At 55.8% G+C, this 15110-nt stretch carries 16 protein-coding genes; 9 read left to right on the top strand and 7 right to left on the bottom strand.

Annotated elements, in window-relative coordinates; translation table 11 throughout:
* The first annotated feature begins 20 nt into the window (after positions 1-20).
* The 3 genes from lsrF (at position 21) to ACT3RT_RS06755 (ending at position 2251) form a co-directional block, all read left to right on the top strand.
* Positions 21-896 (top strand): 3-hydroxy-5-phosphonooxypentane-2,4-dione thiolase, encoded by an 876-nt coding sequence (lsrF, locus tag ACT3RT_RS06765; protein ID WP_353501632.1) that lies wholly within the window; start codon positions 21-23, stop codon positions 894-896.
* Positions 897-910: 14 nt separating this feature from the next.
* A complete protein-coding gene (gene lsrG / locus ACT3RT_RS06760) occupies positions 911-1204 on the top strand; it encodes a (4S)-4-hydroxy-5-phosphonooxypentane-2,3-dione isomerase (RefSeq protein WP_496202714.1) in 294 nt (97 codons plus the stop codon).
* Positions 1205-2014: 810 nt separating this feature from the next.
* Positions 2015-2251, top strand: coding sequence for a hypothetical protein (locus tag ACT3RT_RS06755; protein WP_496202713.1), 237 nt, complete (start codon positions 2015-2017; stop codon positions 2249-2251).
* A 54-nt stretch (positions 2252-2305) separates the two neighbouring features.
* Here the strand turns inward: ACT3RT_RS06755 and ACT3RT_RS06750 are convergent, their stop codons facing one another.
* Positions 2306-3376, bottom strand: coding sequence for an ABC transporter substrate-binding protein (locus ACT3RT_RS06750; RefSeq protein WP_496202916.1), 1071 nt, complete (start codon positions 3374-3376; stop codon positions 2306-2308).
* Between the two features lie 180 nt (positions 3377-3556).
* Entirely contained in the window at positions 3557-4468 is a 912-nt protein-coding gene (locus ACT3RT_RS06745) for a LysR substrate-binding domain-containing protein (RefSeq protein WP_496202712.1), read from the bottom strand.
* A 141-nt stretch (positions 4469-4609) separates the two neighbouring features.
* Here ACT3RT_RS06745 and ACT3RT_RS06740 point away from each other — a divergent pair, with 141 nt between their 5' ends.
* Positions 4610-5392, top strand: coding sequence for a hypothetical protein (locus ACT3RT_RS06740; RefSeq protein ID WP_496202711.1), 783 nt, complete (start codon positions 4610-4612; stop codon positions 5390-5392).
* A gap of 7 nt (positions 5393-5399) precedes the next feature.
* Here ACT3RT_RS06740 and ACT3RT_RS06735 read toward each other — a convergent pair whose 3' ends face one another.
* From ACT3RT_RS06735 to ACT3RT_RS06715, 5 genes are all read right to left on the bottom strand, one after another.
* A complete protein-coding gene (locus ACT3RT_RS06735) occupies positions 5400-6245 on the bottom strand; it encodes an amino acid ABC transporter ATP-binding protein (RefSeq protein WP_496202710.1) in 846 nt (281 codons plus the stop codon).
* Between the two features lie 19 nt (positions 6246-6264).
* Positions 6265-7173: an amino acid ABC transporter permease gene (locus ACT3RT_RS06730; RefSeq protein ID WP_034789407.1), complete on the bottom strand. Its 909-nt coding sequence runs from the start codon at positions 7171-7173 to the stop codon at positions 6265-6267.
* The gene (locus tag ACT3RT_RS06725) at positions 7166-7693 is read right to left on the bottom strand and encodes a GNAT family N-acetyltransferase (protein ID WP_353501640.1); all 528 of its coding nucleotides are present in this window, start codon (positions 7691-7693) and stop codon (positions 7166-7168) included. The genes ACT3RT_RS06730 and ACT3RT_RS06725 overlap by 8 nt, the downstream gene beginning before the upstream one ends.
* Before the next feature lie 25 nt (positions 7694-7718).
* Positions 7719-8642 (bottom strand): ABC transporter substrate-binding protein, encoded by a 924-nt coding sequence (locus ACT3RT_RS06720; RefSeq protein ID WP_485903252.1) that lies wholly within the window; start codon positions 8640-8642, stop codon positions 7719-7721.
* Between the two features lie 265 nt (positions 8643-8907).
* On the bottom strand, positions 8908-10092 hold the full coding sequence (locus ACT3RT_RS06715) for an amidohydrolase (RefSeq protein WP_496199718.1): 1185 nt from the start codon (positions 10090-10092) through the stop codon (positions 8908-8910).
* A gap of 265 nt (positions 10093-10357) precedes the next feature.
* On the opposite strand from ACT3RT_RS06715, the gene ACT3RT_RS06710 reads away from it, so the two are divergent.
* The 5 genes from ACT3RT_RS06710 to ACT3RT_RS06690 are packed head-to-tail and all read left to right on the top strand — an operon-like array spanning position 10358 to position 14945.
* Positions 10358-11767, top strand: coding sequence for an LLM class flavin-dependent oxidoreductase (locus tag ACT3RT_RS06710; RefSeq protein ID WP_496202709.1), 1410 nt, complete (start codon positions 10358-10360; stop codon positions 11765-11767).
* Between the two features lie 9 nt (positions 11768-11776).
* Positions 11777-12607: an ABC transporter substrate-binding protein gene (locus ACT3RT_RS06705; RefSeq protein ID WP_485903249.1), complete on the top strand. Its 831-nt coding sequence runs from the start codon at positions 11777-11779 to the stop codon at positions 12605-12607.
* 26 nt (positions 12608-12633) lie between these two features.
* Positions 12634-13497 carry an amino acid ABC transporter ATP-binding protein gene (locus tag ACT3RT_RS06700; RefSeq protein ID WP_353501644.1) on the top strand — a complete coding sequence of 288 codons (864 nt, stop codon included), beginning with the start codon at positions 12634-12636 and terminating at the stop codon, positions 13495-13497.
* Positions 13481-14266, top strand: a complete 786-nt coding sequence (locus tag ACT3RT_RS06695) for an amino acid ABC transporter permease (protein WP_496202708.1) — start codon at positions 13481-13483, stop codon at positions 14264-14266. Before ACT3RT_RS06700 ends, ACT3RT_RS06695 begins: the two co-directional genes overlap by 17 nt.
* Positions 14256-14945, top strand: a complete 690-nt coding sequence (locus tag ACT3RT_RS06690; RefSeq protein ID WP_496202707.1) for an amino acid ABC transporter permease — start codon at positions 14256-14258, stop codon at positions 14943-14945. The genes ACT3RT_RS06695 and ACT3RT_RS06690 overlap by 11 nt, the downstream gene beginning before the upstream one ends.
* The last annotated feature ends 165 nt before the right edge of the window (positions 14946-15110 follow it).

Raw genomic sequence — 15110 nt, 5'->3', positions numbered from 1 at the left:
CACTGTAAGGAGAACTTGAGATGGCTGATTTAGACGACATCAAAGACGGCAAGGATTTTGGTATTGGTACGCCGCAAAGCAACCGCGCTTTCTTCCTTAAAGGAAGCGGGGCGCTGGACTGGGGGATGCAGTCGCGGCTGGCGCGCATTTTCAATCCGGCCTCCGGGAGAACCGTCATGCTGGCCTTCGACCACGGCTATTTTCAGGGGCCGACCACCGGCCTTGAGCGTATCGATCTCAACATCGCGCCGCTGTTCGAACACACGGACGTTTTGATGTGTACACGCGGCATTCTGCGCAGCGTGGTGCCCGCTGCCGTTAATAAACCCGTGGTGCTGCGCGCGTCTGGCGGTAATTCGATTCTCACCGAGCTGTCGAACGAAACCGTGGCCGTAGCCATTGAAGACGCGCTGCGCCTGAACGTTTCCGCCATGGCCGCGCAGGTTTATATCGGCAGCGAGCACGAGCATCAGTCGATCAAAAACATTATTCAGCTAGTGGATCAGGGCACCCGCTACGGCATGCCAACCATGGCGGTGACCGGGGTGGGCAAAGATATGGTGCGCGATCAGCGTTACTTCTCATTGGCCACCCGCATCGCCGCCGAGATGGGGGCGCACATCATCAAAACTTACTATGTGGACAGCGGCTTCGAGCGCGTCGCCGCAGGCTGCCCGGTGCCGATTGTTATCGCCGGTGGTAAGAAACTGCCCGAGCGCGAAGCCTTAGAGATGTGCTTCCAGGCTATCGATCAGGGGGCATCTGGCGTGGATATGGGGCGCAACATCTTCCAGTCCGAATCGCCGATTGCCATGCTGAAAGCCGTGCAAGCCGTGGTGCATCACAACGCAAGCGTCGACCACGCCTACGCGCTGTTTCTCGATCAAAAAGGCTGAGCCAAGGAGGAGTTATGGAAGTCACACTGGTAGAAATTAATGTCAAAGCCGACAAAGTCGATGAGTTCTTGAAAGTGTTTCAAGACAACCACTTAGGCGCGATTAAAGAGCCGGGCAACCTGCGTTTTGACGTGCTGCAAGATGAGCAAGAACCCACGCGATTTTTCATCTATGAAGCCTATGTCGATAATGACGCCGTCGCCGCGCATAAGAAAACACCGCACTACCTTAAGTGCGTCGAGGCACTGGAGGGGCTAATGACCGGACCGAGGAAGAAGACCAGTTTTAGAGGGATTTATCCTGAATAGGGCCTGCTACTTCTTCTTTTTAAGGAGAGGGCTGGGGTGAGGTTTGCAGTATTGATCACCCTCCCCTAAATAGGGGAGGGTGCAAGTCAAAACCCATAATAAAACCCACTGACACGGCACGGTCTAGATGCCAGTAGGTCGCGTTCAGAAGTGACGCCGAGCAAGAGGTGGAAAACCGCGTGTCTTTTTACGCGGGTTGGAATCCCGCCGCGAGGGAACCGCCTAAGCGGCGGCACTTCGCGACGAGCGCGGTGGCTGCTGAAACATGTCCATTCCAATCCTGCGCAGCCTCGATCTTCCAGCAGAAAAAACGCAGGGTTCCAAGGGAGGCGCGTTTACGCCTCCCTTGGTCGGTGTGGGCCGACGCCCACGACCTTGAATTTGAATTTGAATTTAAAGATTTAAAGATTTAAAGATTAAAAAGCGAGTCAGGGGCCGCCGCCCCGCCAAAACTGGAATGCACCTCGTAATTTATTTTGTCGCTGATGTAACCCGACAATAACCTTCCAAGACACCTCGCAGAGATGATTTTTCCCTCTGATAAGCCAATAAAAAAGGAATAGGCTGTCCTTGCTGCGGTGAAAACCGTGGTCGGGCGTAGGAACCTGAGGCAGTCCCCAATAGCAATTGTAGTGACGTCTTCGCTGCGTATTACATTGATTTTAAAAATGTAACTATGGTGGCTCAGACGGGGCAGCCTTCGGGCTGACCGGAAATTGGGACCGGTATTCCTACCTCCGTCTGAGCTGTCTCCCTATGCCGTAGGGGCTTAGGAGTCGGCCATAATTACTCTTCAGGAAGGTATATAAAATGGACAATGTTGCTACTTTAGTTAATTCATTTGATGGGCTTTACGATGCGACGCCTCTGACGGCGGTTGAACTGTGTGAACAATGTCGGGCACTGGTTTTTGCGATGAGCGAATTAGCCAATCCTATTGCGAAAGAGCTGTTGAACTCGATTCTATGGGAACGTATCGATCAGCTTTATCAGACACTGACGGCTCTGGATGTTGACCCGCAGGCTAGATTTTCGGTGCTGATGTAATCGGCGAGGAGCTAAGGGAAGGCAGGGCGCGTGGCGGCGCCCTGCGAAGAGGGATTACTGCGGTGTAGCCCAAAACACGCCGCTGTAATCCAGCGAGGTGAACTTCTCGTGGGCCATCTTTAAATCGGCCAGTGGGTCGATATCTTTGAACAAGTCCGGGTGCAGGAACTTGGCAATCTCTTCGACGGCAATGACGTTGAAAGGCAGGTCATAGAACTGGTGGTACATCGCCAAAACCTGCTTGTCTTTAATGGATTTCAGTACGCTGATGCCATTGCGGCTCATCAAGGCGCTCAGGCTTTTCTGCACGGCCGCTTCATTGGTGCTGTAGCCGAAAGGCACGGCGCCAGAAGGTTTGTTGCCGCGGCTCCAGTCAGCGCCGGTCATCAGGTAGTAATCCGGGTTGCTGCTGATCAACTGCTCAACGTTGATATCGCCACCCATTGCCGGGAACAGTTTGCTGCCAATGTTCTGACCACCGGCCTCGTCAATAAACTGACCAAAGCTGCCTTTACCAAAGGTGGAGCAGCACTGTTCGCTGTGCAAACCTGCATGGCGCTCAATGAAGACGCTCGGGCGCTGGTCTGGCTTGAGCGTGGCTACCCGCTGGCGAATTAAATTCAGGCGCTGTTGGTAAAAATCAACAAAGGTTTGGGCGTTTTTCTCTTCGTCAAACACCTTACCTAACATCTGCATGCTGGCGACGGTATTAGTCAGCGGCTGCTGGCGGAAGTCGATAAACAGCACCGGAATATTGAGTTTTTGCAGTAAAGCGAGGGTGCCGCTATCGGTCATTTTGCTCAGCAGGCCGGTATCGAAAATCACCAAGTCAGGCTTCAGCGTCACCGCTTTTTCGACACTGAAATCAGCCACGTATGGGTTATCGAAAATGGGAATGTCTTTCATTTTCGGGAATTTTTTCAGGTACGCCTTATTCATATCTGCGGCTTTGGTTTGCAGCGAGTTGTCCATTGAAACGATATTTTTCAAGGGATCTTCCGGGTGCAGAATATTTAAGGCAATCAGGGCGCGCGAGTCAGCCAGCATCACGCGCTGCGGCGTATGGTCGAAGGTCACTTGGCGACCGGCGATATCAGTAACGGTGAAAGGTGCGGCCTGCGCCATAAATGAAATCAGCAGCGAGCTGGCCACCGCCAACAGGCGTGCGGGGCGAAGTAAACCAGTGAACATGACAATCCCTAGAGCGAAAAAGAAAGATGATAATGATAATCATCTCTTTTGGACTTGGGAACGGCTCGCACACAATTTGACATCAATCTTGTGGCTCAGGGCGTGTGTCTCACCTTATGGCTGGGCGATCAGCGGCATTCTGCTCTGCAGCCAATGCTTTAATTCCACAATGTCGGCGCGATCGGCTTTATCTGGCGAGGTAACAAAATAGTAATTCGCGCCGGGCAGGCACTGCTCGAAGGGCACTTGCAAAATGCCTTTATCGATAAAGTCTTTCGCCAATAGGCTGCTGACGATGGCCACGCCCTGTCCGGCAATCGCCGCCTGAATGGCATGGGTTTCATCGGTAAAGCGCAGGCCGGCATCAATATTTAATCCGGCAGGACCAAACTGCTGGCACCAATTCTCCCAGTCCGGCGAGGGCTGCGGGATCATGCGATTTTCTACATGGAACAGCGTGGCAGTGAGTAAATCTTCCAGCCGCTTTAATCCCAGCGTAGGACTGGCAACCAGCACAAAACGGTCATGGGAGAGCAGGGTGGAGTCGAGCTGAACGCTGGCGCGCTGGCTGTAGCGAATAGCAACGTCCACGGTATTCTTGGTTAAATCCACCAGTTCAATGCTGGTATGAAGCCGCAGGTCGAGCGTCGGCGCATGGGTTTTCAAATCAGCCAGGCGTGGTACCAGCCAGTGTGTCAAAAAGTTCGAGGTGGTACTGAGGGTTAAGGCTGTGGGCTGGCGCGCGTGGTGAATTTCATTCACCGCGTCTTGCAGAGTGCTAAATGCCTGACGCGTTGCCTGACGCAGGATCAGGCCGACGGCGGTGAGTTTCACCTCGCGGGCGCTGCGTTCAAACACCTGAGCGGACAGGGACTCTTCCAAAACGCGGATTTGATGGCTAATGGCGGTGGCGGTCACGCCAATCTCTTCGGCGGCGCGTTTAAAGCTGCCCTGCGTCGCCACCGCGTCGAAGGCTTTGAGTGAACCCAGTGGCGGCAGGCGCGGTTTTCTTACGTTTGCACTCATGATGAGTTATTTTCATCCATGGCTGAAAATGATGACTTTGATTGACCCAAAATAAGCGGAGTAAGCTTGCTTTGCAATATCGGTATAGATGAAGTGAATTCATGCTGGTGCCGATGACCCTCAATCAAAGGAAGCTCTCTCATGACTCTGTGTATCGAGCAACGCCAGCTGCGGGCTGGCAATAAAGCCGAGTTATTCGCTCTGCTGTTTTCGTTTCAGGCGCTGGTTTCGGGCCTGCTGTTTTCTCTCGTTGGCTGGGCAGAGCTGTTTACTGCCAATTTATTGCTGGGCGCTGTGGTGATTTTTGCGACAGTCGGGCGCTCGGCGGCGGGGCATGCGATGTCGACTTTACTGGCCTGTCTGACCGCAGTCAGCCTGTTGGTGGCATTACTTAGCTGGTCGGAGCGCGGCGTGGCGGATGCTAATACACATTTGATCAATGGCATCGCCGCCATCCTGTTGGGGCTATTGGTTCTGAATGAGAAGTATGGGGCGCGGCCTTGGCTGCCAAGGGCTTTGCGCCGTCAGCACGGTTTCTCATGGGCGCTTGGGGCTGAGGTATTTTCAACGGCGGGGATTGCCACTGGGCTTTTTCTGACCGTCTTGGTGAGCCAAGCCTTCTTCATCCACCAGGCCACGCTGGAAACCGGTTTATTTCCACTGGTACTGACCCTCTTTATGCTGGTGCTGCGGATATGGGTTTTAAAGCAAGGGGCCAACGCCGCGATCTCTCAGCAGGTCTATCTGCCCTACGTCCTGCCGCTGCGTGCGATGGGAGCAGCAGTCGGGGTCGGGCTGGCGGTATTTTTACTGCAGAGTTATCCGAATGGGGAAGGCTTTGCCGGTGCATCAGCCTTGCTATTGCTGTTAGCGCTGGGAAGCACTACGACAATGCTGGTCGCGGCGGATGCGCCGGCAGAATGAGGCCGGTTCACAGCACTTTTTCTAGGAAGCTGCGGGTGCGGCCGTGGCGCGGGTTGTCCAGAACCTGCGACGCAGAGCCGCTCTCCACCACTTTGCCATCAACCATAAAGACCACCTGGTCCGCCACCTGACGGGCGAAACCGATTTCATGGGTGACGACGACCAGCGTGACGCCAGAACGCGCCAGCTTTTTAATGACGTCGAGCACTTCGCCGACCAACTCCGGGTCCAGTGCCGAGGTAGGCTCATCAAACAGCATCACTTTAGGGTTGAGAGCCAGCGCGCGGGCAATGGCAATGCGTTGCTGCTGCCCGCCGGAAAGATGGCGCGGATAAGCCTGAGCTTTTTCGCGCAGCCCGACGGTGTCCAGCAGCTCATAAGCACGGGCAATGGCCTGTTTGCGGTTCATCAGCCGGTGAACGATAGGGGCTTCAATGATGTTATCCAGCACCGACAGGTGCGGGAAAAGGTTAAAGTTCTGGAAGACGTAGCCGACGTTAACCCGCTGTTTGAGGATGGCCCGCTCTTTCAACTCATACAGCTTGTCGCCTTTGCGCTGATAGCCAACATAGTCGCCATCAATCTGAATGGTGCCCTCATTGACGCGTTCCAGATGATTAATGGTGCGCAGCAGAGTGGATTTCCCTGAGCCGGATGGCCCGAGGATCACCGTCACGGTGCCGGGTTCAATGCTTAGGCTCACGTCATCCAGCGCCTTGTGTGCGCCAAAATGTTTGCTCAGGTGGCTGATTTCAATTCTGCCCGGCGCCTGATGCTGCCGCTGGCGCAGCAATACCGGCTCGGCGGCTTTGGCCGTTGGGGGTGAAACGAACAGGTCAAAAGCTTCAGACATACATTTACTCCTTCGCGGCTTAGCCGCGCGCCCACAGGCGGAAACGTTGGATTGGCGTCGGTCGTAGCTCGCGCACGGCTCCGCGTGAGAAATAGCGTTCAACATAATATTGCAGTACCGACAGCACCGAAGTGATAACCAGATACCAGACGGTCGCTACCATCAGCAGGGGAATTACCTGCTGGGTGCGGTTGTAGATCACCTGCACGGTGTAAAACAGCTCGGGCATCGACAGCACGTAAACAATCGAGGTGCCCTTGGCGAGACTGATCACTTCATTAAAGCCGGTAGGGATAATCGCCCGCAGTGCCTGCGGCAATATGATGCGGAAGGTGCGGCGATAGCCCGGCAATCCCAGTGCCGCGGCTGCCTCATGCTGACCATGCTCGACACCCAAAATGCCACCGCGAATAATCTCGGCGGTGTAGGCCGACTGCACCAGCGAAAGCCCCAGCACCGCGACGGAGAACTGATCCAGCAGGTCCACGGTTGGGTGGCTGAAGAACTCAATCGAGGTAAAGGGAATGCCGACCGACAGGCTGTCGTACAGATAGGAAAAGTTGTAGAGAATGATCAGCACCAGCAACATAGGCAGTGAACGGAACAGCCAGATATAGCCCCAGGCCAGCCCATTCAGTAAGTAGGATTTGGACAGCCTGGCCAGCGCCAGCGCGGTGCCGAAGATAATGCCAAACAGCGTGCCCAGTAGGGTGAGCAGCAGGGTTTTGGCTAAGCCTTGCAGGATAGCCGGTTCAAAGAACCATTGGCGAAATACGCCCCATTCCCAGCGCGGGTTGGTGGCAATCGACTGGACGATCACCAGCAGAATGAAGACCGAAAATATGGCACCAATCAGGCGCAGCGGGTAGCGGGCAGGGACCACTTTCAAAGGCGGCTGGTCGGCCTGTCGCAGCGAGGTGTCACTCATAGGCTTTCTCCGCAACAGGGGCAGCAGCCACGGCGACGGGCAATGCTTTGGTAAAGGGTAAACGGCCATCATAAGGCGGCAGGGAGTAAACCACCGGGTCCACGCGGGTATCAAACTGCGGCTGATAGCCGTTTGCCAGATATAACCCCACGGCCTCCGGCTGGCGGAAACCGGTAGTGAGGAACAGCTTGCTGTAGCCTTGCTCCAGCGCGCGTTGCTCCAACTCAACCAGCACTTTTTTCGCCAATCCCTGGCGGCGCAAGGTTTTGTCGGTCCAAATGCGTTTTAGCTCGGCGGTCTGCAGGTCGTAGCGTTTAAACGCCCCCATCGCAATGGGAGCACCGTTACGCAACAGCACCACAAACACCCCGTCCGGCGGGGCATAGTAGCTCAGCGGCTCTTCTTCCTGATGGCCAAAATAGTCGCCATAACGCGCGCGATATTCACCAAATAAGCCTTCAATGACGGGCGCAATCAGCGGGTCGTCCGGCAGGGTTTGAATAAAAATGTCCTGACTCATGGTCTGCTCCTGCTGAAGAGAAAAATTAATCACCAAGGCCCGGCGGGTTGATTTCAGAGTGGTCGATCTTCTCGACGCTCTCGCCCCAGCGGTCTAACACTTTCAGGTAACTGCCACTGGCGATGGCGCTGTTAATCGAGGCTTGGACGGCATCAACCAGCCCGTTGCCCTTTTTCAGCGTCACCGCGATGTTGGCGGTTTTCGGCCAGCCACCCGGCACGGTGCCAACCAGCTGGGTTTTGCCCGTTAACAGGGATTTATACGCCCCGGTGACGTTCGGGCCAAAGGTGGCATCGGCGCGGCCTGACTGGATAGCCAGCGTCGAAGCCGCGTCATCTGTGACATAAATAGGCTGTAGCGGGGCGAGGCCCTTGGTGCGGTTTTCCTTATCCCACTCCAGTAAGACGGCTTCCTGATTGGTGCCGGAGCCGACGATGATTTTCTTACCTGCAATATCCGGCGCTGAAGTAATAGATTTAATTTTGCTGCCGGTCTTCACGTAGAAGCCCAGCGTATCTTGTCGATAGGTGGCGAAATCGAATTTAGTTTTGCGATCTTTCGTCACCGTAATGTTGTAGATAGCGGCATCGTATTTGCCCGAGGTCACGCCGAGCGGCCAGTCTTCCCACGAGGCGGGCACTACTTTCAGCTTCAGGCCAAGGCCATCGGCAACCAGACGCGCAATGTCGGCCTCGCTGCCAATCACGGTTTTATTGTCACGAGCATAGAGGCCAAAAGGTGGGGCACTGCCGAGCACGGCCAGCGCGACGGTCAGGGTGCCCGGTTCGACAAACTTAAAGTTTGCCGGGATTTTGGCGATGGCTTCAGGGCTTTTTGGCGTATTGATTGGGGTTTCATTGGCGACTAAGTCGATACCCGGTGCTGCATAAGCCACGGAGGAAAAAAGAACCAAAGCGGCCACGGCGGTTAATTTCGTGCTAATCATCATTATTACCCTCATACCCTTCATATTTCGCGTTGTAGATGCGTTGGCTGCCTTTCTGCACCACGAACTATCTAGGTTAATTATTTTTTATTAGACCCTTGCAGGTGTCGAATTCACTATTCCTGAGCGGCTGTGGGATGTAAAACAACAAAATTAAATAACTAAACTGATAAAGCAGAAATAAAAAAACCGAGATGAAAGACAGGCAGAAAGCCCGCTGACCGACGTTAAATCGGGCGGGCTGTTCATATTATTGGTTGGGGAAAGATTATTTTTCTGTCAGTTCGGCCAAGGCTTTTTCCGCTAATTGTTGGAAATAGACCGCTGCCGGATATATGGCTTTTTCATTCGGATTAAATTTAGGGTGATGCAAGCCGAACTCACTGGCCGAGCCAATACTGACAAAGGCGCCGGGCACGTGATGCAGGTAGTGCGCGAAGTCTTCACCGCCCATTTGCGCCTCGGACAGCTCAACGTTATAGCCTGCTTCCCGCGCCGCCTGACTGGCAAACTCGGCCCAGCGCGGCGTATTGACCACCGCCGGTGGCCCCGGGAACCAGTGCAGTTCGGCCTTCGCGCCAAGAGCCTGCGCCACGCCCTCAATCACCTGACGGATTTTACCGGGGATCTGCTCGCGGATCTCGGCGTTATGGGTGCGCACCGTGCCTTCGAGGTCAACATCCTGCGGCAGCACGTTCCAAGTATTGCCGCCCTCAATGCGGGTCACGCTGACCACCACTGACTCTTTGGTGCTGAAGTGGCGGCTGACCAAGGTTTGCAGCGCGGTAACAATGTGGCTGGCGGTGACGATGCTATCAACACCCTCTTCAGGGTGCGCGGCGTGCGCGCCTTTGCCCGTCACCGTGATTTGGAATCGGTCGACGTTTGCGTAGAACGCGCCGCCCTTGGTGGAGAAGGTGCCGACCGGCAGCTGTGGCGCATTGTGCAGGCCGAAAATGGCGTCCACATTGTCCAGCGCGCCGGCTTCAATCAGCTGGAGCGCGCCGTTGAAACGCTCCTCGGCTGGCTGGAAGAACAGCCGCACGCGGCCCGGCAGTTGCTCTTCCCGCGCTTTGAGCAGGTAAGCCGCGCCAAGAATCACCGAGGTGTGGAAGTCATGGCCGCAGGCGTGCATTACTCCAGCCTGCTGCGAGCTAAAAGGCACGCCGGAAATTTCATTAATCGGCAGGGCGTCGATGTCCCCGCGCAGCGCCACCAAAGGGCCGTCCTGCGGGCCAATTTCGGCCACTACGCCGGTTTTTAAACCGAGATTCAGGATGCGGATCCCCGCAGCGTTCAGCCACTGGGTAATTCGCTTGGTGGTGGCATATTCGTGGTTCGACAGCTCCGGGTTTTGATGCAATTCACGGCGCCAGTCGATCAGCTGTTGTTCAAGCTTTAAAGGAGTGAGTGATGCTGCGTCGAGGGTGTCATCGGCAGTATGAAGACTCATATCATTTTAACCTTATGGTATTGGCCGGCGAATAATGGCGGCGGGGAAATTAATGTCCTGATTAATCCTGACCGCATATTGGCAAATTACTAAATATCGACTGGTTATCTGTTATGCCTTTCGGTTCTCTTTAGGTTTTTATTCCATTAGCTAATTATCGAAATAAGAAGAACGGTTTTTATATTTAGGCCGCGATGCTTTCTGTGGAATTCTTTTGCTATCGCCTTTTCATATTGCATCGCAGACCTTAGTTGGGAGTCTAATTATGAGCCAATCCATTCCATCTTCATCAGCCGCTGACGCTAACGCGACTAACAAGAAAAGCATTAAATTAGGACTGATGTTGCACGGCGCGGGCGGACATATGAATTCTTGGCGACATGAAAAAGTCCCTGCCGATGCCAGCGTCAATTTTCCCTATTTCCGTGAGTTGGCGCTGAAAGCCGAAGCCGCTAATTTCGATTTCCTGTTTGTCGCTGACGGTTTGCACATCAATGAGAAATCACTGCCGCACTTCCTCAATCGCTTTGAGCCGGTGGCGCTGCTCTCTGCGCTGGCATCCGTCACCCACAGCATCGGGCTGGCGGGCACCATTTCCACCTCTTACAGCGACCCTTTCACCGTGGCGCGCCAGTTAGCCAGCATCGATAACATCAGCAATGGCCGTGCGGGCTGGAACGTGGTGACCTCGCCACTGGCGGGTTCCGCCAAGAACTTTGGCAAAGACCACCCTGAGCACTCACTGCGTTATCAAATCGCCGAAGAGTACATCAACGTGGTGCAAGGGCTGTGGGACTCGTGGGATGACGATGCCTTTGTCCGCGACCGCGAAAGCGGGGTGTTTTTCGACGCCGCCAAGCTGCACAAGCTGAATCACCAAGGGCAGTTCTTCTCGGTGGAAGGGCCGCTCAACATCAAGCGTTCGCCACAGGGCCAGCCGGTGATTTTCCAAGCTGGGGCCTCGGAAGCTGGCATCGCGCTGGCGGGAAAATCGGCCGACGCGGTCTTCACCAACGCCCGCACCCTGCAAGAAGCGCAGGTGTATTCAGCCAAGTTGCAGGCGCAGGTAGCGCTGCACGGTCGCCATCCTGTGGGCATTTTCCCCGGCATCAGCCCGATTGTCGGCGCGACCGAAGCCGAAGCCGAGGCCAAATATCAATATCTGCTCTCCCTGATCTCAGTGGACGACGCGCTGGCCTATCTGGGGCGCTTCTTCGACCATCACGACTTCTCCCAATACCCGCTGGATGAGCCTTTCCCGGACGTTGGCGACTTGGGGCAGAACACGTTCCGTTCCACCACCGACCAGATTAAACGTTTAGCCAAAGAGAAAAACCTGACGCTGCGCGACGTGGCGTTCCAGACCACGCTGCCGAAAGGCGAGTTCTTCGGCACGCCGGAGCAGGTGGCTGACACCTTTATTCGCTGGGTGGAAGAGGGCGGCGCTGACGGTTTTATTATCGGCGGCCCGGTTTTGACCGAGGCGCTGGACGACATCGTCCGTCTGGTTCTGCCCGTGCTGGCCGATCGCGGCTACTGGCATCCATCAACGGAGAGCAAAACTCTGCGTGACCGACTGGGTCTGCCGTTCAAGGCCAGCCGCTACGCGCAAGTATCAGCAAAACAGCAAAAAAATGAGCAGCCGCAGGTTGCCGCAACATTGACCCATCATTAAGGAATAACTATGGCTCGTTTGGTTTCTAGTAAGGCGTCACTCGCAGCATGGATTTTACTTTCAATCGGCGGGGTAGCGAGCTTCGCCGCCCACGCCGATCAACTGTCGGACATTAAAAAGGCCGGGGTGATTAAGGTCGCCACCTTCGACTCTAACCCGCCGTTTGGCTCAGTAGATGCCAAAACCCATAACATCGTCGGCTATGACGTGGATTTCGCCAAAGCGCTGGCGAAGTCACTGGGCGTGAAGCTACAACTGGTGGCGACAAACCCGGCAAACCGCATTCCGCTGCTGCAATCGGGCAAGGCTGACATCATCGTGGCTGACATTACTATCACGCCGGAACGCGCCAAGGTGGTGGATTTCTCCATCCCTTATTTCGTCACCGGGCAGCAGTTCCTGGTGCCAGTTGGCTCACCGGACAAGCTGGATGAGTACGCCACTGCGCGCATTGGCGCGGTGAAAGGCACCACCGGCGAGCAGGAGTTGCATAACCGATTCCCGAAATCTCGCGTGCTCTCATATGACGATATTCCGCTGGCGCTGTCTGCTCTGCGCAATGGCAACGTTCAGGCTATTACTCAGGACAGCACCATTCTGGCTGGCCTGCTCGACGGCGCGCCGGACAAGGCGAAATACAAAGTGTTGCCGGATTTACTCAGTAAAGAGGAGATTGGCGTGGGCGTGAAAAAGGGTGAAACCAGCCTGCTGAAAGCCGTCAATGATGAACTGCTGAGTCTGGAGAAGTCCGGCGAAGCGACCACCATTTATAACAATTGGTTCGGCCCGCAGACCAAATCGCCGCAGCCGCGCTTATTTACGATTCAGGCCAAGAGCTAAGCAAAATAATTAGGCAGGCAGGGTTTATGCAACAACCATCCTCAGCAACCGCAGACTCGTCTGCGGTTTTTTCGTCTCCGGCGGGCGGCAAGAAAGCCGTCGCGGTGCAGTTCAAACAGGTGAGTAAATCTTTCGGCGCGCATCAGGTTATCCAGCAGGTGGACTTGAGCGTGGCGGTGGGAGAAGTGGTGGCGGTCTGCGGGCCGTCCGGCTCGGGCAAGTCGACGCTGATCCGCCTGATCAACCATCTGGAAACCCTCAGCAGCGGCGAGATTTTCATTCATCAGCGCCCCACGGCGGGCCTCAGCGGCAAAGCGCTGCGCCAGCTTCGCACCCATATTGGCTTTGTTTTTCAGCAATTCAATCTCTACGCCCATCTTGATGCCTTGGATAATGTCAGTCTGGCGCTGACCAAGGTCCACGGCTGGAAGCAGGAGGCAGCGCGGCACAAGGCGCGCGAGCTATTGGCGCGGGTCGGGCTGGCTGACCGGGCTCATCATTTCCCCTCTCAGCTGTCCGGCGGCCAGCAGCAGCGGGTGGCTATCGCCCGCGCGCTAGTCACCGATCCCAATATTATTCTGTTTGATGAACCCACTTCGGCGCTGGACCCGGAGATGATTGGCGAAGTGCTGCTGGTGATGCAGGAGCTGGCGCACAGCGGCATTACCATGATTGTGGTGACTCACGAGATGAGCTTTGCCCGCGAAATTGCCGACCGGGTGGTGTTTATGGATGGCGGGCAAATCCTCGAGCAGGCCGACCCGGAGAGCTTCTTCACCCAGCCCCAGCATCCGCGCGCCCGGCGTTTTCTGCAAAAGGTGCTGTTCCCGCTGCGCTCGGCGCAAGAACAGTTAGCCAAAGAGGGGAAGGTTGATGAACTGGCACCTTGACTGGGCGGGCGTGCTGACCGGCCAGCCGCTGCAATGGATTATTTCCGGCTTTCTTACCACCTTATATGTGACGCTGGCCGCCAGCCTGTTGGCGACGCTGCTCACCCTGCTGCTATTGGTGCTGCGCCTCGCGCCGGGCCGCGTGGGCAGAGGCGTGGCGGCGGTGTATGTGTCGATATTTCGCAATACGCCGCTGCTGGTGCAACTGCTGTTTTGGTATTTCGCCGCCTATGGCGCGCTGCCGCAGACGTGGCGTTTTTACATTGGCGACGAGCACCCTTGGGCCACCTTGCCGGTCAATATCGCGTGGCTGACGCCGGAGTTTCTCTGCGCCACCTGGGGGCTGGCGCTGTTTAGCGCGGCCTTTATAGTGGAAGAGGTGCAGGCTGGGCTGAACTCGGTGCCCGCCGGGCAAAGGGAGGCCGCGATATCGCAAGGGTTCAGCCGCTGGGCGTTGCTGCGTTACGTGCTGTTGCCGCAGGCGCTGACCAATGCGTGGCAGCCGATCACCGGCCAATATCTCAATCTAATGAAACTCTCGTCGCTGGCGACCGGGATTGGCTTCTCAGAGCTGACTTACCAGATAAGCCGCATTGAAAGTTACAACGCCCACGCGCTGGAAGGCTTCGCCATTGGCACCGCGCTCTATTTACTGCTCGGTTTAGTGATGGGCTGGCTATTTATCACATTAGGGCCAAAACGGCCGGGGCTGCGCCAGTCGCCATCCGCCGCCGTGGCTAATGCCGAAGGAGCGCCGCGTGGAGTTTGATTATTCGGTTCTGCATGACAATTTCACCTATCTGCTGTGGGGGCGGGTGGCTGAGGGTGAGCCGGGTGGCGTGCTGCTGACTTTAATTATGGCTATCTCGGCGGGCGCTATCGCGCTGGTGCTGGGCGTGGGAATGGCGGCGCTGGCCTGGCGGTTTGGCGGCTGGACGCGGCGCGTGCTGTTCGTCTGGGCCGAGTTTATTCGCGGCATTCCACTGATCTTTGTGATTTTCTGGCTCTACTTTCTACTGCCGGTGGTGTTTGGCAGTTCAATGCCGGGCGCGCTGACCGTGATACTGGCGCTGGCGTGGTTCACCTCGGCGGCGGTGATGCACTCGACGCTGGCCGGAATTGAGTCACTGCCCGCAGGCCAGAGCGAGGCGGGCACGGCTTCGGGTTTCAGCCAGTGGCAGGTTTTACGCATTCTGCTGCTGCCGCAGGCGTGGCCCAACCTGCTGCCGTCCTATCTCGGCTTGCTCATTGCGCTGCTAAAAGACACGTCGCTGGCGTTTATCGTTAACGTGCCGGAACTCACCACCGTCGCCGGGCAGGTGAATAATCGGGTGCAAATCTACCCGGCGGAGATCTTCCTGTTCATCGGCCTGATTTACTACCTGCTGTGCGCCACGCTGGCGGCGGTGGCGGGGAGATGGCTGGTGCGGCGTCATTCTCAACGCTAACCTCTGGGATTTGTATCAGAATGTTCATCGCGCCAAAGAGTGATGTCAGTGCCGATGTGGCCTTGCCGCGAGGCGGGTTTTTTATTGCGCATTAAATGTCCAAATATCAATGATAAAAGCCTTTGCAAAACGCAGGGGCTTTTACCATTCTTAAAGCAGGCATCT

The sequence above is a fragment of the Ewingella sp. AOP9-I1-14 genome (assembly GCF_052375995.1).
Classification (GTDB): Bacteria; Pseudomonadota; Gammaproteobacteria; order Enterobacterales; family Enterobacteriaceae; genus Ewingella; species Ewingella allii.
Note: the sequence above shows the minus strand (reverse complement) of the source record. Positions and strands in the feature narration are given on the sequence as shown.

Bases quoted from the DNA above. Each gene is read 5' to 3' on its own strand.
- ACT3RT_RS06715 (WP_496199718.1), bottom strand. From the start codon at position 10,092: ATGAGTCTTCATACTGCCGATGACACCCTCGACGCAGCATCACTCACT.
- ACT3RT_RS06740 (WP_496202711.1), top strand. From the start codon at position 4,610: ATGACTCTGTGTATCGAGCAACGCCAGCTGCGGGCTGGCAATAAAGCC.
- ACT3RT_RS06745 (WP_496202712.1), bottom strand. From the start codon at position 4,468: ATGAGTGCAAACGTAAGAAAACCGCGCCTGCCGCCACTGGGTTCACTC.
- lsrG (WP_496202714.1), top strand. From the start codon at position 911: ATGGAAGTCACACTGGTAGAAATTAATGTCAAAGCCGACAAAGTCGAT.
- ACT3RT_RS06700 (WP_353501644.1), top strand. From the start codon at position 12,634: ATGCAACAACCATCCTCAGCAACCGCAGACTCGTCTGCGGTTTTTTCG.
- lsrF (WP_353501632.1), top strand. From the start codon at position 21: ATGGCTGATTTAGACGACATCAAAGACGGCAAGGATTTTGGTATTGGT.
- ACT3RT_RS06705 (WP_485903249.1), top strand. From the start codon at position 11,777: ATGGCTCGTTTGGTTTCTAGTAAGGCGTCACTCGCAGCATGGATTTTA.
- ACT3RT_RS06710 (WP_496202709.1), top strand. From the start codon at position 10,358: ATGAGCCAATCCATTCCATCTTCATCAGCCGCTGACGCTAACGCGACT.
- ACT3RT_RS06755 (WP_496202713.1), top strand. From the start codon at position 2,015: ATGGACAATGTTGCTACTTTAGTTAATTCATTTGATGGGCTTTACGAT.
- ACT3RT_RS06725 (WP_353501640.1), bottom strand. From the start codon at position 7,693: ATGAGTCAGGACATTTTTATTCAAACCCTGCCGGACGACCCGCTGATT.
- ACT3RT_RS06735 (WP_496202710.1), bottom strand. From the start codon at position 6,245: ATGTCTGAAGCTTTTGACCTGTTCGTTTCACCCCCAACGGCCAAAGCC.
- ACT3RT_RS06695 (WP_496202708.1), top strand. From the start codon at position 13,481: ATGAACTGGCACCTTGACTGGGCGGGCGTGCTGACCGGCCAGCCGCTG.
- ACT3RT_RS06730 (WP_034789407.1), bottom strand. From the start codon at position 7,173: ATGAGTGACACCTCGCTGCGACAGGCCGACCAGCCGCCTTTGAAAGTG.
- ACT3RT_RS06720 (WP_485903252.1), bottom strand. From the start codon at position 8,642: ATGATGATTAGCACGAAATTAACCGCCGTGGCCGCTTTGGTTCTTTTT.
- ACT3RT_RS06750 (WP_496202916.1), bottom strand. From the start codon at position 3,376: ATGGCGCAGGCCGCACCTTTCACCGTTACTGATATCGCCGGTCGCCAA.